General features: G+C 40.4%; 20 protein-coding genes. 1 reads left to right on the top strand and 19 read right to left on the bottom strand.

The annotated features are described in order from the left end of the window. Nucleotides 1–19 precede the first annotated feature (19 nt). The 15 genes from EDC24_RS05990 to EDC24_RS05920 form a co-directional block, all read right to left on the bottom strand. Nucleotides 20–958: a TasA family protein gene (locus EDC24_RS05990; RefSeq protein ID WP_124220717.1), complete on the bottom strand. Its 939-nt coding sequence runs from the start codon at nt 956–958 to the stop codon at nt 20–22. Between the two features lie 62 nt (nt 959–1020). After that, entirely contained in the window at nt 1021–1677 is a 657-nt protein-coding gene (locus EDC24_RS05985) for a TasA family protein (RefSeq protein ID WP_170158478.1), read from the bottom strand. A gap of 83 nt (nt 1678–1760) precedes the next feature. Beyond that, nucleotides 1761–2342, bottom strand: coding sequence for a signal peptidase I SipW (gene sipW / locus EDC24_RS05980; protein ID WP_170158477.1), 582 nt, complete (start codon nt 2340–2342; stop codon nt 1761–1763). Continuing rightward, a complete protein-coding gene (gene tapA / locus EDC24_RS05975) occupies nt 2323–3192 on the bottom strand; it encodes an amyloid fiber anchoring/assembly protein TapA (protein WP_124220712.1) in 870 nt (289 codons plus the stop codon). The genes sipW and tapA overlap by 20 nt, the downstream gene beginning before the upstream one ends. A 295-nt stretch (nt 3193–3487) precedes the next feature. Beyond that, nucleotides 3488–3670, bottom strand: coding sequence for an SE1832 family protein (locus tag EDC24_RS05970; protein ID WP_124220710.1), 183 nt, complete (start codon nt 3668–3670; stop codon nt 3488–3490). A gap of 91 nt (nt 3671–3761) precedes the next feature. Next, the gene (locus EDC24_RS05965) at nt 3762–4286 is read right to left on the bottom strand and encodes a hypothetical protein (RefSeq protein ID WP_124220708.1); all 525 of its coding nucleotides are present in this window, start codon (nt 4284–4286) and stop codon (nt 3762–3764) included. A gap of 84 nt (nt 4287–4370) precedes the next feature. Beyond that, the gene (hutG, locus tag EDC24_RS05960; RefSeq protein ID WP_425455174.1) at nt 4371–5315 is read right to left on the bottom strand and encodes a formimidoylglutamase; all 945 of its coding nucleotides are present in this window, start codon (nt 5313–5315) and stop codon (nt 4371–4373) included. Beyond that, entirely contained in the window at nt 5308–6567 is a 1260-nt protein-coding gene (gene hutI / locus EDC24_RS05955) for an imidazolonepropionase (RefSeq protein WP_124220707.1), read from the bottom strand. The genes hutG and hutI overlap by 8 nt, the downstream gene beginning before the upstream one ends. Before the next feature lie 75 nt (nt 6568–6642). Beyond that, on the bottom strand, nt 6643–8313 hold the full coding sequence (gene hutU, locus EDC24_RS05950; protein ID WP_124220705.1) for a urocanate hydratase: 1671 nt from the start codon (nt 8311–8313) through the stop codon (nt 6643–6645). A gap of 15 nt (nt 8314–8328) precedes the next feature. Beyond that, a complete protein-coding gene (locus EDC24_RS05945; RefSeq protein ID WP_124220704.1) occupies nt 8329–9666 on the bottom strand; it encodes a YjiH family protein in 1338 nt (445 codons plus the stop codon). Between the two features lie 132 nt (nt 9667–9798). After that, nucleotides 9799–11355, bottom strand: coding sequence for a response regulator transcription factor (locus EDC24_RS05940; RefSeq protein ID WP_124220702.1), 1557 nt, complete (start codon nt 11353–11355; stop codon nt 9799–9801). 4 nt (nt 11356–11359) lie between these two features. Continuing rightward, nucleotides 11360–12835 (bottom strand): histidine ammonia-lyase, encoded by a 1476-nt coding sequence (gene hutH, locus EDC24_RS05935; protein WP_124220701.1) that lies wholly within the window; start codon nt 12833–12835, stop codon nt 11360–11362. A gap of 213 nt (nt 12836–13048) precedes the next feature. After that, nucleotides 13049–13495, bottom strand: a complete 447-nt coding sequence (gene hutP / locus EDC24_RS05930; protein ID WP_124220699.1) for a histidine utilization transcription antiterminator HutP — start codon at nt 13493–13495, stop codon at nt 13049–13051. A gap of 60 nt (nt 13496–13555) precedes the next feature. Continuing rightward, entirely contained in the window at nt 13556–14089 is a 534-nt protein-coding gene (locus EDC24_RS05925) for an acyl-CoA thioesterase (protein ID WP_211342353.1), read from the bottom strand. Nucleotides 14090–14354: 265 nt separating this feature from the next. Then, nucleotides 14355–15929: a BCCT family transporter gene (locus tag EDC24_RS05920; RefSeq protein WP_124220696.1), complete on the bottom strand. Its 1575-nt coding sequence runs from the start codon at nt 15927–15929 to the stop codon at nt 14355–14357. A gap of 266 nt (nt 15930–16195) precedes the next feature. On the opposite strand from EDC24_RS05920, the gene EDC24_RS05915 reads away from it, so the two are divergent. Beyond that, nucleotides 16196–16675: a tetratricopeptide repeat protein gene (locus EDC24_RS05915; RefSeq protein ID WP_170158476.1), complete on the top strand. Its 480-nt coding sequence runs from the start codon at nt 16196–16198 to the stop codon at nt 16673–16675. Between the two features lie 106 nt (nt 16676–16781). Here the strand turns inward: EDC24_RS05915 and EDC24_RS05910 are convergent, their stop codons facing one another. The 4 genes from EDC24_RS05910 to EDC24_RS05895 form a co-directional block, all read right to left on the bottom strand. Then, a complete protein-coding gene (locus EDC24_RS05910; protein WP_124220693.1) occupies nt 16782–17732 on the bottom strand; it encodes an L-threonine 3-dehydrogenase in 951 nt (316 codons plus the stop codon). Between the two features lie 30 nt (nt 17733–17762). Further along, complete coding sequence (locus tag EDC24_RS05905) at nt 17763–18953, bottom strand: glycine C-acetyltransferase (protein WP_124220691.1); 1191 nt, start codon at nt 18951–18953, stop codon at nt 17763–17765. A gap of 293 nt (nt 18954–19246) precedes the next feature. Beyond that, nucleotides 19247–20260, bottom strand: a complete 1014-nt coding sequence (locus EDC24_RS05900; RefSeq protein WP_124220690.1) for an ABC transporter ATP-binding protein — start codon at nt 20258–20260, stop codon at nt 19247–19249. Beyond that, nucleotides 20238–21260 (bottom strand): ABC transporter ATP-binding protein, encoded by a 1023-nt coding sequence (locus EDC24_RS05895; protein WP_124220688.1) that lies wholly within the window; start codon nt 21258–21260, stop codon nt 20238–20240. The genes EDC24_RS05900 and EDC24_RS05895 overlap by 23 nt, the downstream gene beginning before the upstream one ends. Nucleotides 21261–21285 lie beyond the last annotated feature (25 nt).

Genomic DNA, 21285 nt, shown 5'->3' with positions numbered 1-21285 from the left:
CGAACCCTACCCTTAAATATTACTCACCATTATTTGCTTCTTCGTTTGTTTCAATATAGCCATTCTCATCAGTGTCTTCGTCAGTGATTTCCTGACCATCCCACTGAGTAGCTTCGAATGAGAACGTTAGAGCAGCAGCATTACCTTGGAAGATATTTTGCCAATACTCATCTGTTTCTACGTCATCTACCACTAACATATCTTCAGTGTTATCAATGAACTCAATTTTCAAACGAAGAACATCTTCATCATATGGGTTAAGAGGTAAACCTTCCCAATCATCGTTAGTTTCTGTTGTTACATTTAAACGGTGACCTTTAATATAGTTCTTTTCATCAATAGCACCATAGACTTTGTTTCTAGCATCTGCAATTTCAGATGCATTAGCAGGCTTACTGCTATCACCGTGTACTGAATCAGAAGCTAAATAAAAATCTTTTAATGTGACGTTATCATCATCACCTAGTAATTCCTTCTGATAGTCCCCACCACTTTCAGCACCTAAAGTGATTAAAGAAACTCTAAATTGATCTAAATATTCTAATGGATCTGTATTGACTTGGTCTACCCAAGCATCATCTGGTGCGCTAAAGAATTGAGCATCCATTTCACTTGAAGCTATATCAAGGTCTCCCGTTGCTTCAGCCCCTGCTTCTGGACCAATTAGGTTCGCAAACTGAACGTCTTCAATAGCCATTAATACTTCTTTAATCGCTAAAGAACCTTCGTTCACAAACTTTATATCACGAGTCATCGTGTCACCAGGTTTTAAGTTTAATACCTGAAACTCATATCCATTTTCATCTACTGACTGTAAATCAAGTTCTAAAGTACCAGCTGCAAAATCAGCACTTGTATTTTCCACATCATTAAAAGCTGCATAAGTTCCACCAGCTACTAGAGATAGCCCTAAAGCAGCTGTTATTGAACCTACCGCTATTTTTTTCTTAAGATTCATTAAATTCTCCCCCAAACTTATTGGTTTTCAAATTTTTCATATTTAACATTGATATCAATTTATTAATTTGCCCAGCCGTTTGATTGTTCTTCACCAGGCATTTGTGTCGCTTCAAACTTCACATTAATTTCTGCTTGCTCATCCTGGTATTTGTTTTGAACTTGGAAGCGTGAGCCATCAAATGTTTCATCTACGTTCTTAAATTTGAAATCGACTTGATAAGTCATGTTATCGTTTACGGACAAACCTACTGTATTAGTGTCAGTACCTGTTATATCAATATTAGATTGACCGTGAAGCTGGTTAAGCGTTCCATCAAAGAACACATTTCCATCACCATCTGTAACAGTTACTTCAAACTGTTTTAGGAAATCACTTAACTTGTTATTTCCTGCTCCATCATAAACTTTAGAGTTTAGATCTAAAGCATCAACATCTTCCCAACCAGTCACTTCAATACTAGTCAAGATTTGATTGATGTCTAACGTACCATTGTTTCTTAAAACTAGTGTTTCAGTCCAGTGGTCACCCGGCTTTAAGTTATCAAGGCTAAAATCCATCGTTGATTCTTCACCGATTTCCAAATCAAGGACTCCTGCTGCAAATACATTCGTTGTTTCTTCCACATCGTTAAATGCAGCCCAAGTTCCACCTCCTACTAGCGATAATCCTAGCGCGCCTGTTAGTACGCCGATACCAAGTTTCTTTTTGATATCCAAAATAATTCCTCCTTCTTACCTCTCCCTGAGGCGTATTTATTTATATTCACCGTAAAACAGCATAGCCATTTACGGTAAACCACTTAGGAAACGTTCTCTACCGTTTCAGTGTTGGCTCTTTTCTTCTTTTCTTTTTCTTCTTTAAGAGCGGTATATATCGTTTTACCTGAGCTAAATAACAACCAAAAACCAGGTATAAACATCAAAGCAACTAATCCAAACTTAGAATTTGCAAAGTCCATGGCATACCCTATATAAGGAATATTTATTCCATCGTGGACCCCGTAAATATTAGCCGGGATCACAGCATTGGTATCAGCAAATTCGTTGTTATCACCTTTTGTTCGAAACATGAGTTGACCATCGTTATTTAAAACCTCAATAATGCGGTGCGTAACAAAATGATTTTCTCTTTGTTGAAACATAATGACGTCGCCTTCTTTTAGATTTCGTACGTCGAATTCAGGTTTAATCCCTATAACGGCACCTGTTTTGATTTCTGGCTCCATAGATCCGGAATATACTACTTTCAATTCTTGCCCGAACACTTTTGGATTGCCTTCACTCATTAGGTTTGAAATGACTAGTGCAAATGTGAATAAGAAAATTGCCACTAATAGTATATTTACGACTCTACTAATCCACTTAATTACCTTCACTTTCATTATTACCATCCTCGGAATCATTGTTTTCTTCTGTTTTACTCTCTGTGTCGTTTTCAGAGTTTTCTTCTTCGGTATTTTTAGTTTCTTGCTCATTACTTTCTAATGTTTCTTCTTCAGACTCCGTCTCGGACTTTTGTTCATTTTCTTGTGTTTCATTTGTTTCTTTTTCCTCTACTTCTTTAGACTCCTCATCTACTGATTTTTCGCCTATTGATTTTTCATTATCATTTGGTTGCTCTTGGTCTTCACACTCTCTAGGTGGATTTCCAGGAAAATCATCACTACATTTATCCGGCGGGCCTCCTTGGTCATCATCTTCTTCATTTCCTTGTTCTTCACAATTAGTTAAAGTAATTTCACTACTAAATCCACCAGAATCTCCACTAGGGTGTCCTTCTGGTCTTACAAACTTAAATTTATATTTTCCATTTTCAAGCTCACCTTCATAAGCTAGCTCTGCCGTTTCACTAGAATCTATCAATGGAGTTTCACCTTCATGTATTACATCTTCATCATTACCTTGAGATATTTTGATGACTTGATAGCTCCAAGGTACTTCCATATCCCCATCGCCACCATTCTTCACGTAGGCATAAATGCGATCACAATTTCCCCCTACTTCCATACCATCAAAGCTCAGAGAACTTTTATCCCACTTTTCGTCTTCATCTATTTCCCAGCCTACTTTCAGTGAAGCTGATAAGCCTTCGACATCATTAAAAGCCGCTTCTGTGGATCCTGTAATGGATGATAAAAATAAAAACATTAAGTAAACTCCTACTAACGGCTTAAGTATTAAGCTCTTCTTCAGTTCTCTTTTTCTTCTCTCAGTCAACCGACTTTTTCTCATTTTGATAATAATCCCTCCCGCTGGGAATTTTGTTCTATGTAAAGAATTTTTGTTCGTTATTAAGAATATATTACTAGTATAGTTTTAGAGGTATTTTTTGCAAAACGCCAAATATTCCGAAATATTCGTTTAAACGAACGAATTTCGTTATTTATAAAGAACAAAAGCTTGATTGCTTACAATTCCTTAGATATACTTAATAATACTTCGTTCTATATAAAGAACGACACAAACCAAAAAACCTTGCTCCAAATTGTATGAAGCAAGGCCCCTAATAATACATTTATTTTCTCCATTATTCCTTCGCATTCTCAAATTGTTGTCTTAATTCGTTCAACTCATCTTCCATGCGGTTTAATGTCTTCTCTAGCATGGTGACGTTGCCGCCTGTTGATTCTAATTTATCTAAATCTCCTTGAATTCGGATGTAATCCATTTTAAGTTCATCAATTCGTTCCTGAATTTCTGCTTTTTTCATTTCATCACCTCATTCTATTTATTTAATTCTATTGTAAGAAAAACTAAAGCGTTTTCCAAATAAAAAGAGGCCAGCTCACGAAGACCTGACCTTAACGGAATATAAAGTTTTTTAACGGTAAGTCTTGTTTATACTGCTTACCGTCGATTTCATAATGAATGACTAACGAGTCTAAATGATACTGATAGGCTGGATCAAGTAGTTGGACTTCCAGTACGAGTTTGAAGTCATTTTCTTGGAGTTGGTAGTCCTTAACGGGCTTGAGTTGATTCACTAACTTTTGTTCGTCTGTGTTCAACTCCCCAAACAGAGTGTTTATCTGTTGTGTTTCATCAATAAACATGTTTACTCTGATTTGGGAGTTAATAGGATTTAACTCTTTCCCTCCATTGGTCATTACGTTAATCTCTTTTATCAAAGGAAGATCTGAACCAGTCCACTCTAAATCCTTACCTATATAAACCCGATCGCTTTCTTCAAATAAGTCATGCTTCACGTTCGCATGACTGACGCTTGTGAATTCGGAATTGACACCGACCATTTCAATGGTAAAGTAAGCGGCCACACCTAACACTACTGCAAAAATCCCTAAACACCATCTTTTTAGTTTTCTCACCATGTTCCCTCCACATAAAGGGTTATCTTTTTCTATGCCTTTTATTGTTTTTCGACACGGTAGGTGTTTATTCCTTTAATTTTTTTAGTACTTATTTCTCATATACGAAAATAAAACATGACTGGCTACACGGCTCGTCATGTTACGAAAGTCGATGGTCGGGTCAATTTCTACGATGTCCATGCCTTTAACGAGTGAGTGTGTCGCCGCTTTTTCAACAGCTGTTAATAGGGTCCAGCTATCCATTCCACCTGGTCCAATAGCAGGACAACCCGGCGCATACGCTTGGTCTAGCACATCCATATCAACAGATAGATAAATAAAATCTACTTTTTCGCTTAGATATTGCAGCGACTCCTCTATAATAGATTCTATGCTTCCTTGCTGGACATCTTGCATCGTATAAACTTTAACACCCTGTTCTTTGGCGTATTCCGCATAAGCCTTGGCGTTCGTAAAATCACGAATGCCAATTTGAACAATATGTTCGCCGTTTAACACATCATTTTCGATTGACCTACGGAAAGGTGTGCCATTGGTCGGGCCGCCATCTTCTAAATTTCTTAAATCATGGTGAGCGTCAAACTGAATGACACCAATCGTTCCTTTTTCTTCATTTAGAGCTTTAATCGCTGGAAAGCTAACGGAATGATCGCCGCCAAACATAATAAAGTTTTCTAAATCATGCTTCTTTAAAACATCCCGAACGGATTGATAAATTTGGTCTTGGGATTCCTTCACGTCCGTTGGTTGCATGAGCACGTCGCCAAAATCAACGATACTTACATCACGAAAGTCTTGATCGGTATGGTTCGCATACGTCGAATAGCTTCCCATCGCCTGACGAATAGCACCAGGGGCAAAGGACGCGCCTGAATGACTGATGGACGGCTTGGATAAAGGGGCGCCGACTAAGCCAAATTGAATCGGACCTTGATGTTGCTCATGCGGGACTAGTAACTCATTCATTTTCTTAGTATATCGATCAACGAATTTTGCTTCGCCAGCGGGTTTTAAAAAATTAGACAAGAAGATCACCTCGTTCGTAAAGCTTCTGACCTGCTTTGAACACGGTATTCACATGGTTCACACCGTAGTGGTAAGGAATATATAAATAGTTCGGTGCATCCCAAATGACAACGTCAGCTTTACGTCCTTCTTTAATTTGCCCCGCTTCATCTCCGCGGTTAATCGCATGCGCTGCGTTAACGGTGACGGCATGCCAGATTTCTTCAGGCGTCATTTTCATTTTTAAAGCGGCTAATGACATGATGAGTTGAATGTTTTCCGTAACACTACTACCAGGGTTAAAGTCAGTTGAAATTGCAATTGCCGCGCCCGCTTCAATCATATCTCTTGCGCGAGCGAACTCACCTTTGCCTAAGTAAAAAATCGTGCCTGGTAGTAATACGCCGATGGTATTTGAGTTTGCGAGTTCTTTAATGCCTTCGTCAGTTGCGACCGCTAAGTGATCGCCCGTTGTTGCTCCCATTTCAACAGCGAGTTGTGTTCCGCCTAATGGATCAATTTCATCTGCGTGCATTTTGACGTCAAACCCGTGGTCTTTTGCTTTTTGCAAATAACGGCGTGATTGTTCAATCGTAAAAACGCCTGTTTCGGTAAAAATATCAACGAACTCAGCTAGGTCTTCTTCTTTTATTTGATCAAACATAGACGCCATCTCATCAAGTAATGCTTTTGGGTTATCTTTATATTCTTCTGTTATCGCATGAGCCCCTAAGAAGGTTGACACGAGATCAAGTGGGTGGTCTTCCCCTGCTTTTTTCGCGACACGCAGTTGTTTTAGCTCAGTCTCGCGGTCCATCCCGTAACCGCTCTTCGCTTCCATCGTTGTAATTCCATAAGTCGCCATGCGGTTTAGATGGAACATCGCTCGTTCGTATAGCTCTTTTTCTGAAGCTTTTCGAGTTGATCTTACCGTTGATAAAATTCCTCCACCTTGTTTTAATATTTCTAGGTAAGGTACGCCTTGTTGTTTAAGTGCCATTTCGTGTTCACGGGAACCGCCAAAGACTAAATGGGTATGGGGTTCCACTAACCCTGGAGTGACTAGTTTGCCTTTGCAATCAATCTTTTCATCAGCGTCAGTATGTTTTAATTCATCGCTCGGCGCAATTTTCTCGACTTTACCATCTTTCATGAAAACGGCATAATTTTCCTTAACATCTATCGATCCCATTTTCTCACCGCGAACGGGGCCATCGTGCTGATCCATCGTCAGTAACTGTCCAATATTATAAAGTAGTGTTGTTTGTGCCATGTAAAATCCTCCTATGTTGTCATTGTCTTATAAAAACACGCAAGTTCGCGCACGGTATGCGCGAACTGAGGTTGCCTATTCATTTTGATCAAGCATTGGAATTCGGACGCCTTTATCTCGAGCCGTTTTCTCAGCTAGGTCATAACCTGCATCGACGTGGCGCGCGACTCCCATTCCTGGGTCTGATGTTAACACACGTTCAAGTCGCTTTGCTGCATCGTCTGTTCCATCAGCAACGATGACCATACCAGCATGAAGTGAATACCCCATGCCAACGCCACCACCGTGGTGTACAGACACCCAGCTTGCGCCATTGACACCGTTAATTAACGCATTCAAAATCGGCCAGTCAGACACCGCGTCACTGCCGTCTTTCATGCTTTCGGTCTCGCGGTTTGGTGAAGCAACCGATCCTGCATCTAAATGGTCACGACCAATGACAATTGGTGCTGATATCTCGCCACTTGCGACCATTTCGTTAATGATTTTTCCAAAGCGAGCTCGTTCACCGTATCCTAACCAGCAAATACGGGAAGGAAGCCCTTGAAACGCCACTTGCTCACGCGCCATGCGGATCCATTTACATAAATGCTCGTTATACGAGAACTCTTTTAATAAAACTTCGTCAATTTTATAAATATCCTCAGGGTCACCGGATAACGCCGCCCAACGGAAAGGTCCTTTACCTTCACAGAATTGCGGGCGAATAAACGCCGGGACGAATCCTGGAAAATCAAAGGCATTTTCCAACCCTTCGTTGTAAGCTTCTTGACGGATATTGTTTCCGTAATCAAACGTCACGGCGCCTGCTTTCTGTAAATCTAGCATCGCTTGGACGTGCTTTTTAATGCTTGCACGGGAGTCTTTTAAGTACTCATCAGGGTTTGACTTGCGAGTGTTAGCCCCTTTTTCCATCGTATAGCCCTCGGGTAAATACCCGTTTAGTGGGTCATGCGCAGATGTTTGGTCTGTTACTAAATCTGGGATTTCACCACGTTCGACTAATTCTGGTAAAATTTCTGAGGCATTCCCAAGCAGTCCTATTGAGAGTGGCTGACCAGACGCCTTCGCTTGTTTTGCCATCTCTAGTGCTTCATCTAAAGTCGTGGCCATTTTATCTAAATAACGATGTTCAATACGACGTTTAATGCGTGTTTCATCGACTTCAATCGCGATACAAACGCCATCATTCATCGTCACAGCTAGTGGTTGAGCACCACCCATACCTCCAAGGCCAGCTGTGATGGTAATGGTTCCTTGTAGCGACCCATCAAAGTGCTGACGAGCCGCTTCAGCGAACGTCTCATACGTTCCTTGTAAAATTCCTTGTGTCCCGATATAAATCCAACTTCCAGCCGTCATTTGGCCATACATCATAAGGCCTTTTTTCTCAAGTTCGCGGAAGTGGTCCCAATTCGCCCAAGCGGGAACTAAGTTAGAGTTAGCCAGTAACACACGCGGTGCATCTTTGTGTGATTTAAATACCGCAACGGGCTTACCTGACTGCACCAACATCGTTTCATCTTCTTCTAGAACTTTTAATGTCTTAACAATTGCCTCATAACTTTCCCAATTTCGAGCTGCTTTTCCGATTCCGCCGTAAACGACTAATTCATCAGGGTTTTCAGCAACTTCAGGGTCCAAGTTGTTCATAAGCATGCGTAAAGCCGCTTCTTGAACCCAACCTTTCGTATTCAGCTCTGTCCCTCTTGGGGCACGAATTTCTTTTTGAACTTGCTTACTCATTATGAATCTCCTCCTCTAAGCTAGTAGAAATGCAATTGGTGTTGCGATGAAAATCGTTAAAATGACGCGTTCTACATAAATAATCACTAAGTCTGATATTTTTGCTTCAATCTCCGTTGATAGAATGACTGGAATTGAAGCCGAGAAAAATAGAATAGTAGATATGGATGTGACACCAACCACAAACTTCGTCACAAAGGATGCTTCAGCCACTAATAAAGCTGGCAGGAACATCTCTGCAATCCCCATTGCTGCCCCTTTTGCAGCCATCATTGCTTCAGGGATTTGTAGTAATGCAGTAAATGGATAGAAAATGTATCCAATCACATCAAAGAATGGTGTATACGTTGCTAATAGTAAACCTATTAAACCAACAGATAAGATCGACGGTAAAATACTCATGACCATGACAAATCCGTCTCTTAAGTTGATCCAAATGTTTTTACCTAACGAAGGAGCTTGTGAAGCTGCTGTCAATCCGTTCTGCCAAGCTTCTTTGAAAATATTCCCTTCTGGTTTAGGCTCTTCAACTGGCTCACCAGTATAGTATTTTTCTTCAATGCGATTTAGTGGCCAGATTCTAACGGTAATGGCAGTGACAATAAACGTGATGAGTAACGTGGTCCAGAAGAACGTATTCCACATATCCATAAAACCTAATGTCGATGCGACAACAATCATAAATGTCGCCGAAACCGTCGAGAAACCAGTTGCGATAATCATCGATTCTTTTAAGGAATACTTACCTTCTTTGTAAACTCTGTTTGTTATTAACATCGCAATTGAATAACTACCTGCAAATGATGCCACCGCATCAATGGAAGCGCGTCCTGGCGTTTTAAAAATCGGACGCATAATCGGACGCATGAGTGTTCCGACAAATTCTAGTAATCCGTAACCGATGATAAATGCCAAGAACACCGCACCTACTGGAACAAGTAACCCAACCGGAATGACTAACTTGTTGTATAAGAATGGTCCAATATCTGGGTTGAAAATAAAGGCTGGTCCGAATTCAAAGACCAACATTAGTGCAACCACAAAACCTAGTACTTTTAGTAGTGAAAAGACTGTTGTGACAGCATCCTTATTCCACTCACGTTTCGCAAATGGGTAAATCGCACCTGCTAAGATTACAATTAATGCATAATAAGGTACGACGTTTGGAAGTGTTTCTTGAAACCAACTAACAATGTGATCAAGTACGATCGTCGACTCCCCATTAATCGAGACCGGTACGAAGAACACAAATAAACCAATAAAACTGAAAAATAATAACTTCGCGATGGTACCTCCACCAAGATTTGAACCGCTTTCATAACTTTCTTCGTTTCTTAAGGGTTCATTAGACATGCTATCTCCTCCTTTTATAATTCCATTTTATATGGGGTTAGGCGGAGATTACTTTTAAAATTTTCAGAATTAATGAATTATTTTGTGGTTAATTTTTGGTAATATTTTGTTTGTTTCATTATTTTTATCATTTTATTGCTCTTTTTTAATTATATTGTTTTTAAATTGATTAGGTGTTTGACCTTCCCATTTTTTAAAAATACGACTGAAATACGATTGATCGTCAAACCCAACTTGATAGCCGACTTCTTGAATCGACTTATCCGTATCTTTTAACAACTGTTTGGCTTGGTCAGTCCGAACCTTTTGAAGGTATTCGCTAATCGTTTGGCCTGTTTCTTGTTTAAATAAGTGACTTATATAGAACTTGCTCTTATTTACTGCTAGAGCGATATCACTTAAAGATCGTCTCTCATGGTAGTTTTCTTCTATATAGTTAACCACCATTTGCGTCACTTTTGAATACATGTCGTTATTCAATGACCCTGCAGAGTTAAACAGAGCGTAGCAAAAGTAGACTAACTTTTGCACAATCACAGACAACTCTTCACCGTTTAAGATTTCATTAAACATCAGTTGGTACTGTTTTTCTAACGTTTTCATCTCAGTGTTGTTTAACATATGCCGTCTAATATTCGCCATAACACTCGTCAATTTAATCCTGATGTAATCCGGGTGCGGAAATTGATCGATTTGATTGTATTCGACTAAGAATAAGTTGAATAAAAATTCCTTTATTCCTTGCCGATCATGGTCTTCTAAGAAATGAATGAGTTGTGACCTTTCATCAGGCGTTAATATCGGATCGATTCCATGTAAATCAAATGGTTGGTCAAAGCGATAAACTTGATTCACTCCGAAATAAAACTTCCGTTGAATCGAGGTCTTTGCTTCTAGATATGAATCTCTTAATCTATGGATATGATGATAGTCATTCCCTAATCCAACGGTGATTGATATGTCCTGCCTTTCTTTAAACAATCTTAACAAGCGGATAAACACTTGTTCGACATCGGTTAATGTCGCGTGTTGCGTGAAATTAGAGAGGTTAAAAATAAGCACGATCATATTTTCGTTCGGAATAATATACGGACTGTACTCCTGAAGTTCTTCTTTAATCATGTGAAGCAATCGGTCGCTTCCATGATTTTGATTGCTGACCGCATCTATTTCTAACACACTAACCACAAACGAACTCGGCTCATCTTTGTTTTCCAATAGCTCTTCTTGAATACGAGTTAGGTCAAAATCATAGCCAAATAGTCCATAGAAAATTGCGGATTCTTGAAGCGTGTCTTGATTTTGTGACGGCTTTGCGTTCGCCCCCGCTTCTCTCACGACTTTTCGTACTTTTGCAGACCACTCGTTTGGTGTAATCGGTTGGATAAATAAATGCTTGGCGCCAACTTCAAGCGCTTCATGGGCCACCTGAAACGTTTGATGGGCTGAATGGACGATGATTTGCCCCTTAGAATAACGAAGTGAGTGCTTAGCTTTCGCCCATTCGTCTTGGTTAAATAAATCAATATTTAATATGATCATATCAAAATCATTAGCTCTTACTGCCCTTTCAAATTCAGCAGACGTACGTACTTCAACAATCTCGTTATGCGGAATTTGATTGGCGGTGATTAACCAATGTAATCCCTTGATTTCTAATTCATCAGACTCGGCTAGTAAAAATTTCATACGATCACTTCTTTCTGATCCAACCTTGAAGGCTTTCAATATCTGTTGAAAACACGCGATCTTTTTTAATGCTCGGAACGATCTCTCTAGCAGATTGATAGAGTTCGTGTGTAGTTTTAGCCAATAGATTCGTTCCACGCATTTCCACAGCTTGCATAGCACAAATTAACTCAATGGTGATCACTCGCCTTGTGTTTTCGATTATTTGCGCGGCATGCCGTGCCCCTATTGTTCCCATACTAACATGGTCTTCTTGGTTCGCAGAAGACGGGATGGAGTCAACACTCGCAGGATGCGTTAACGTTTTATTTTCTGAAACAAGCGACGCTGCTGTGTATTGCAGAATCATCGCTCCAGACTGTAGCCCCGGCTCAGGACTTAAGAACGGTGGTAAGTCATTTAGTTGCGGATTGACTAACCGCTCGATGCGGCGCTCGGATATATTCGCAACTTCTGCCACACCAATTTTCAGTAAATCCATCGCGATTGCAATCGGCTGTCCGTGAAAATTCCCGCCTGACAGCACTTTTCCTTCGTCAGAAAATATAAGTGGATTATCGGTTGCAGCATTAATCTCCGTTTCAAGTTTTTCTTTAACGTATTGTAACGTCTGCCATGATGCGCCTAATACTTGCGGAATACAGCGAATCGAATAAGCATCTTGAATGCGCTTTTCTCCTTGTTTTGTTGTCAATTGGCTGTCTTCTAAGTAATGACGTATACGTTTGGCAACATCGCGCTGTTCTTGGTGACCACGCACTTGATGGATTAAGTCATCAAAAGCACACGTAATACTTTCTAACCCTTCCATCGTCATCGCGGCAATTTTCTCTGAATAAGACAAAACATTTTCCGCTTCTAGATACGCAAGGACGCCGACTGCCGTCATCGCTTGAGTCCCATTAATGAGCGCCAGCCCCTCTTTTGCTTTTAGTTGAACAGGCTCCAATTTTTCCTGATTAAACGCAAGCATGGTTGCCATACGTTCGCCTTTGTAAAAAACTTCACCCTCTCCGAGCAGGACTAATGCTAAGTGCGCGAGCGGGGCGAGGTCACCACTCGCACCCAATGACCCTTGCTGAGGAATGACAGGATGAATATGGTGATTGATCAGATCAATTAAGCGTTCTATAATTACAGGACGTACACCGGAGTAACCTTTCATAAGAGCATTCGCACGAAGCAAAATCATAGCCCGACTGACAGATTCAGAAAAAGGTTCCCCAACACCACATGCGTGCGAATGAATTAAATTCAATTGCAACTCATCTAAATCATGTTCTTCTATTTCGACATCGCTAAATTTTCCAAAACCCGTGTTGATCCCATAGATAATATGATGTTGATCTAAATAGTCTTGAACCGTTTGCCGGCTCTGTTTGACTTTCCCTAAACTTTCTTCTGATATGTATACGGGGTCATCATCATATACCACCCGTTTTACTTGTTCTAAATCTAAATGATTACCTGTTAGTTCCATTTTTCACAACTCCTTTTATGATGTTTGGGAAATTTGGTCCGCCGTTCAGGAAATTTGATTCTCTGTTCGAGAGATTCACTCCTCTGTTCAGGAGATTATCGCTCGCGTTCGGGATATTCCCTTCCTAAAGATTCCTTTAACAAAAAGGGAGCTAACCCTCCAAAACTTGGAGAGTTAGCCCCCTCATAACTCGTTGCTAATGGGCAATATTATTTAAATATGATTAATTCCAAGGCCAGTCGTTTCATGCTCGAGGCCACGTATTGGTGCTCCAATCGTTCCATACAGTGCAACAGCAATCCATTCGCCTTCTGCTTCGTTTTCATACGGACGACCGCGAACGACACTGAAACGAAGGCCAACGGTTCGCATGACGTCTCCTAAGGATACTTGACCGCGAGTAACGCCTTCTAATGCCTCTAAAATAGCATGGTATAACGCGTGCATTTCACGGTACAGTTCTTCATCAATCACAGCGTTTCGTTTGGCTGCTGTCTCAATGGCAGACACAACCTTTTGAAGTTCCATTGAGCCTGTTTTACCTAAACAGTAAATAAAATCAGAGTCTTTCATGTGTGTTTCGGCTTCTTCGATCTCATCACTATTGGCTAATACTAACTGAAGAGCCGACTTTCCAATTCCCTTATCAATTTTTTTCATATGAACTCCATCAAACTTGTTTGTTAGTTTCATTTTATATGGTGCTTATATGAAAGTCAATTAGGCCTTTTGGTTGGTTGTTGGATCCCAAGGGAAGTCCGCGCCGAAACGCTCGGCTAATTCCTTAGAATCTTCACGTCTTTTACGACGGTATTCAGCTCGTTCCGCCGCACCATTATGCAGCCATTTTTCTTCTTCAGACTCTGGATAAACTGGTGGTACTTCTTGAGGTTTTCCATCGTCATCTAAGGCGACCATTGTCAAAAAGGCCGTCGTACAGACTTCGCGCTCACCTGTTAAAAGATTTTCGGTAATGGCCTTAACAAAAATCTCCATCGATGTGCGATGCGTATAGGTGACGTAAGCCTCAAGGCAAATCGTATTGCCTTCTTTAACTGGATTTAAAAAGTCCACCGAATCTGTAGAAGCTGTTACAACCGGCATTCTTGCATGACGCGTAGCCGCAATCGCTGCAACATCATCGATATAAGCCATCAACTTACCACCAAACAACGTGCCATGGCTATTCGTATCCGGCGGCAGTACATGTGAATTTTTTACTGTTAATGAATTAATACAAGGTTTTGCTTCCATCATGCTTCACCTTCTTTATTTTTTCTCCTTCATATTATACCACGCGTTATATGGCTTACCCAATAAAATACAATAAAGAACAAACTCATAAGATTTATGCGCTAGGTTTTTCTATTTATGCGCTACTTTTGACTACTTATGCGCTTCGAATTTTGTCGAACGGTACAATTTTTCAATTTTATGCGCCCTTTTCGAGGTGTTTATGCGCTCTTTTTGTTAAAAAAAGCATCACATATCCGAAAATATGTGATGCTTCTCATTATCTTTATAATTTAGAACGATCGTCTTTACTTTTAATACCTTGTTCAATCGCCATTTTGTTCGCGATTTTAACAGAATCCCAAACAGGTGGGAGTAATAATAGTGACACCGGTACAGCTGATACAACGATAAAGTTTTGTAACATACTGATACTACCCTCACCAAGTGTTAGTAAGGCTACCGCAACTGCACCAAAGACAATGGCCCAGAAGACACGAATGTATTTATTTGGATCATCACTACCTGTTACGGCAACTGCTGACGCATACGACATGGAGTCGGCCGTAGTTGCTACGAAGACAACTGTAATAATTAGGAATCCGAATGCGAACAAGCCACTCATTGGAAGCTGTTCTAAGATTGCCATCACGGCGGCTTCTTGTCCGACCTTATTAAGAGGTTCGGAAATAATGCCCGGTGTTTCCATTTCGAAGAACACACCTGAGCCACCTAATGTCGCGAACCATAAGTTACTCACTAATGGCGAAATAAGCGCAACCGCTACGATTAACTCACGGATTGTACGTCCACGTGAAATACGTGCGATAAAGATCGACATCATTGGTCCGAAACCGATGAACCAGCCCCAGAAGAAGACAGTCCACCAAGCTAACCATTCACCGTCTCCACGTGTCAGACTCATCATGAGATAATTTTGAAGCTGAAAAGCCTCAGCGGTAACGAAAGCATCTAAAATAAACACTGTCGGTCCAACGATTAAAATAATAATCATTAAAATTACAGCAAAAGCAACATTAAAACGACTTAGAATTTGAATCCCTTTATCAACACCTGTCACAGCTGAAATCGTTGCAATTGTAATTAAAATAACGATAAACATAATCTGCATAAATAAGTTGCTTTCTACCCCAAAGATTTGTTCAAAAGCATAAGCTGCTTGTACTCCTAGGAAACCAATTGCACCAATTGTACCAGCTGCAACTGCAATAATTGACGTTACGTCTGCTGTAACACCAAAGAAGTTATAACGTTTGAAAATTTTATCACCAAAAATTGGATATAGAATCGTCCTTGGCTTTAAAGGCATTCCTTTATGGTAATGCGCGTACATTAACACAATTGTCGCGACCGTACCTAATACTGCCCATGCTGAGAATCCCCAGTGGAAGAAAGCTTGCGCTAACCCAGGTACAGCACGATCCCATTCACTTAAATTTTCTGCACTAAACAATGGAGGTGTCGTTATATAGTGTGACATTGGCTCACTTGCAGCCCAGAATACACCACCACTTGCAAGTAAAGTCGTTAGGACCATTGCGATCCAACGGAAATTCGTAAATTCAGGTGTTTCCTGTTTTCCTAATTTAACTCGACCATAACGAGTAAACATTAAAATAAGACCTACGATCAAAGTTGCAAGCATTAATATTTGCCAGAATAAACCGAACCACTTGGCGGACCAGTCAAATGACGCCCCGACCCAATCTTCAGTCAAATCTGGCTTTAAAAATGCCATTAGACAGAATAAAATTAAAAATCCACCGCTGATCACTAACGCGGTTTTCTGGACCCCTTTGCCCAGATAATCATCGGAATGATATTTCTCTTTAGTTTTCATTATGTTCCTCCTAGATTTTTAACTCGAGCAAACGCTACCCGAATTTTTATACAAAGAAAATTGTATTTAATTGTCGAAAAATAGTCAAAATAGCATTTGGAACTATGATAGAGGTTTTATCAATTATGTTTTAGCTTGAGCTAGTTTAGATTTATATTTCAAATAAATTTAAAATAATTTAACGAAAAATGCTTCTATATACATGTTTTAGTTTGTCACGTTCCTCTTTCTACTATACAATGCGGTCAGGTGAAAGGAGTTTGATTATGATTGTTGATGAGTTAAAACAACTTCAAAAGGAAGGAAAAATACAAGAAGCCATTCAAAAAGCGACTACGTATTTAGAAGAACATCCTAATGATGGAAAAGTTTTGTTAGAAACTGCTTACCTTCATGACCGACATGACATGGATCCACAAGCGGTTCAATATTATCAAAGTGCGCTTGAAACTGAGCTTGAGGACCTTGATCGACGTGATGCGTTATTAGCTTTGGGTAGTACTTATCGTGCGGTCGGTCTTTATGAAAACGCACGTGAGACACTTGAAATAGGCATGAGCGAATTTCCAGATTATAATGCGTTTTATGTTTTTTTCGCAATGACGCTTTATAATTTAGGTGATACGGATCTCGCCATGGAAATCGTGATGACGAAACTGTTAGAAACGACGGACGACGAATCCATCAAACAATATTCTCGTGCACTTGAGTTTTATGCGAGTCGATTGGATGAAGTTTTTAACTAAAAAATATCAGCAGGTTTTTCGAACTAACCTGCAAGATTTTTAAAATTACACGCAGGTTTTCTTGATTTACCTGCAGGTTATCATTAATAAGAAAAAGTTGGGCTCCTTACAAGCCCAACTTTTCTCTTAACTTTTCTAACATATTCGCTGTCATTTTATCTATATCATACTCCGGCTCAAAGCCCCACTCACGCTTCGCACAATCCGAATCAATCGAATCTGGCCAGCTTTCAGCGATGCTTTGGCGTACAGGATCGACCTCATATGTGAGTTCGAAATCTGGAATATGTTTCTGTATAGCTTTCGCAAAATCCTCTGGTGCGGCACTAATAGCCGTCACGTTAAAGGCGTTGCGATGTTCTAATTTGTCCCCATCAGCTTCCATCAACTGAATAATCGCTTGGATTGCATCAGGCATGTACATCATATCCATATACGTTCCTTCTGCAATAAAGGAAGAGTACTTCTTATTTTTTAACGCTTCGTAATAAATTTCAACCGCATAGTCTGTTGTACCGCCACCCGGTTCAGTCACATATGAAATTAAACCAGGAAAACGAACGCCGCGTGTATCAACGCCAAAGCGGTAATAGTAATAATCACAAAGCAATTCTCCGGATACTTTATTCACACCATACATCGTCGTTGGACGTTGCACGGTATCTTGAGGTGTTTTTATTTTTGGCGTGGTTGGACCAAAAGCGCCGATGGAACTTGGTGTGAAAAACTTCAGATTCAACTCACGAGCTACTTCTAAAGCATTCACTAAACCACCCATATTTAAATCCCAAGCAAATTTCGGATTATTTTCAGCCTTAGCAGAAAGAAGGGCTGCTAAATGCATGATAGTATCCACTTCATGCTTTTCGGTAAGTTCATACATAGCGTTATAATCTGTTACATCTAATACTTCAAACGGACCTTCTGTCACTACAGGGCTGTCAGCTTCACGGATATCCGTTGCGATGACTTGGTTTTGGCCATACTTCTCTCGTAGCGCCATCGTTAGCTCGGATCCGATTTGACCAAGCGCCCCCGTGATCAAAATCTTCTTCATCTCCGTTTTCCTCCTATTCCCCTAGATACTTTATATAATGTTCATTTCTTTTCCGACTTTTTCATAAATCGTTAGTGCCTCATCTAGCATCTCTTTCGTATGAGCGGCTGTTGGCATATTACGAACACGACCTGTCCCTTTTGGAACCGTTGGGAAAACAATGGATTTCGCATACACGCCTTCTTCATTTAGACGCTTACTGAATTGTTGAGTCGTCTTTTCATCCCCAATGATACAAGGCGTAATCGGTGTTTCGCTATTGCCAATATCGAAGCCTAGTTCTTTTAGGCCTTTCTTGAGATAGTCGCCATTTTCCCACATGCGATCTTGAAGCTCTGTTGATTCCATTAATAAATCAATCGCTTTTGTTGTTGCGGAAACATCAGCAGGAGTTAATGATGTTGAGAATAGGAACGGACGAGAACGCACTTTGAGCCAGTCGATTAAGTTTTGTTTACCAGCAACATAACCACCGACAACCCCAATGGCTTTCGATAACGTTCCCATTTGGAAGTCAATCTCATTTTGTAGTCCAAAATGTTTCACGGTACCTGCGCCTTTTCCTAATACACCTGAGCCATGCGCATCATCGACATACGTAATTAAGTCAAACTCTTTAGCGATCTCGACAATCTCAGGCAATTTCGCAACATCCCCATCCATTGAGAAAACGCCATCTGTAATAATCATAATTTTATTATACTGACCGGATTCTTTCGCTTCTTTCGCCTTTTGACGAAGATCATCCATATCTGAATGCTCAAAAGGAATAATTTTTGCCTTTGATAAACGGCACCCATCTATAATTGACGCATGGTTTAATGCATCTGACAAAATAGCGTCGTTTTTATCCATCACAGCGGATATTGCCGCCATATTACAGTTAAAACCGGACTGGTAAGCGATTGCTGCTTCCGTCCCTTTAAACTCAGCAATTTTATTTTCTAATTGAACGTGAAGGTCGAGTGTGCCGTTGATTGTACGAACAGCTCCTGCGCCAACACCGTGTGAATCGACAGCATCTTTAGCTACCTCTTTAAGTCGCTCGTCAGTTGCTAATCCAAGGTAGTTATTAGAAGATAGATTTACTAAGTCTCTACCATCAATCTGAATTCTCGGTCCATTAGCCCCTTCGACGACATCAATTTCATTGTAAAGTCCTTGTTCTTTCAACTCGTTTAAATTGTCATTTAAAAACTGATTTAACGTGTCACTTGGCATTCCTTTTACCTCCTATTAAAACGTTAAATATTGAAACCCACTCTATCATAACATTTTTTATTGGCGATTGGTAAACGTATGATAAAACGCTTACAAATACAGTTATTTTAAAATTTTTAGATAAAGCTGTATTTATGCGCCGGGTATTTCGATTTATGCGCTAGGTTTTTCAATATATGCGCCACGAATCTTGTCGAACGTTACATTTTTTCAAATTTATGCGCCCTTTTGGGATCGTTTATGCGCTCTTTTCACAAAAAATAACCCCCTGAAAATTCAGGAGGCTTCATTCATTAATATTTTGGACCTAATTCACCTGATGCAATCTCATCAACATGGTGGCAGGCCGCTCGGTGGCCTTCTTCCATGAAACCATGATTTTTTAGTTCAGGTACTTTTTCAGCACACACTTCCGTTGCGAACGGGCAACGCGTGTGGAACCTGCAACCAGACGGCGGGTTGATCGGCGAAGGTACGTCACCTTCTAATACGATTCGCTCTTTCTTAACCTCTGGGTCTGGTGTCGGAATAGCTGATAATAACGCTTTTGTATAAGGATGTTGTGGATTTTCAAATAACGTTTTCTTATCTGCAATTTCAACAACTTTACCTAAATACATAACAATAATACGATCAGAAATGTGACGCACAACGCCTAAGTCGTGGGCGATGAACAAGAACGTTAAGTTAAATTCGCGTTGAAGCTTTTTCAACAAGTTTAACACTTGGGCTTGTACGGAAACGTCTAATGCCGAGACCGCTTCATCGCAAATTATTAATTTCGGTTCTACTGCTAACGCACGGGCAATTCCAATACGTTGACGCTGACCACCTGAGAATTCGTGAGGATAACGGTCAACTTGATCACCGTTTAACCCAACTGTCTCAAGTAGTTCAATTGCGCGTTCACGACGTTTTTGCTTTGGTACGACATTCTGAATTTCCATGGCCTCAGCCAAGATTTGATATACCGATTGACGAGGGTTTAAGGACGCATAAGGATCCTGGAAAATAACTTGAATGTCTTTACGACGATTACGCATTTCTTTTTTGTTTAAGGCAAGTAAATCTTCTCCATTAAACTCTATCGTTCCTTCAGTTGGATCATCCAAGCGTAAAATCGCACGGCCGGTTGTTGACTTTCCGCAACCAGATTCACCAACTAGACTTAACGTCTCCCCTTCTTTAATTTCAAATGACACGTCATCAACCGCTTTAACATGGTTGACCGTTCTGCCAAAGAAACCGCCTTTAATCGGGAAGTATTGTTTTAAATTTTTGACTTTAAGAAGTTCTTTTTGGGCCATGCTCTTTCACCTCCGGATCGCCATCCCAACGGTCACTGTAAATCCAGCAACGAACTTCGTTACCATCCTCAATTTCGTCTAATGACGGTAATTCTTCTACACACAAGTCAGTTGCAAAAGGACACCTTGAAGCAAAGCGACAACCCTTTGGCATATCTTTCGGGCTTGGCACACTGCCTCGAATAGGCTCTAATTCATCAACATCAATATCGTGTCGAGGGATAGAGTTTAATAGACCGACTGTATAAGGATGTTTTGGGTCTTTAAATAATGTTTTGACATCCGCATATTCGACGACTTTACCACCGTACATCACGGCAACATAATCACAAGTTTCCGCGACAACCCCCATGTCATGAGTAATCATAATAACGGACATACCCATTTCATCCTGCAGTCTATTAATCAACTCAAGGATTTGCGCCTGAATCGTCACGTCTAGTGCCGTTGTCGGTTCATCGGCAATGAGCAATTCCGGATTACAAGCGAGTGCAATCGCGATCATAACACGTTGCCTCATACCACCTGATAGCTCATGCGGATACTGTTTAATACGGTCTTCAGGAGACGGAATTCCTACTAATTTAAGCAGTTCAACCGACTTCTCATTTCCGCTTTGTTTACCTAAGCCTTGGTGAACCTTTAAGGTTTCACGAATTTGTTGCCCAATCGTATAAACAGGATTCAATGATGTCATAGGCTCTTGGAAGATCATTGAGATCTGATTCCCACGAATGGATCTCATTTCTTTATCGGAGATTTTAGTTAAATCCTTGCCTTTAAAGTTTATTTCGCCACCTTCAACTTTACCTGGGTGGTCAATTAAGCGGAGAATCGACAGAGCTGTCACACTTTTACCAGAGCCCGACTCACCGACGACGCCTAATGTTTTACCCTTAGGCAAAGAAAAAGATACACCATCTACAGCTCGGACTTCAGAATCTTCATCTCTGAAAACTGTTTGTAGATTTTTTATATCTAAAATGATTTCCTCACTCACGGAAACTCACCTCATTTCTTCTATA

Source organism: Aquisalibacillus elongatus, from assembly GCF_003843875.1.
GTDB classification, from domain to species: Bacteria; Bacillota; Bacilli; order Bacillales; family Alkalibacillaceae; genus Aquisalibacillus; species Aquisalibacillus elongatus.
The sequence above is the reverse complement of the archived record's forward strand: the minus strand, read 5'-3'. Positions and strand labels throughout refer to the sequence as shown.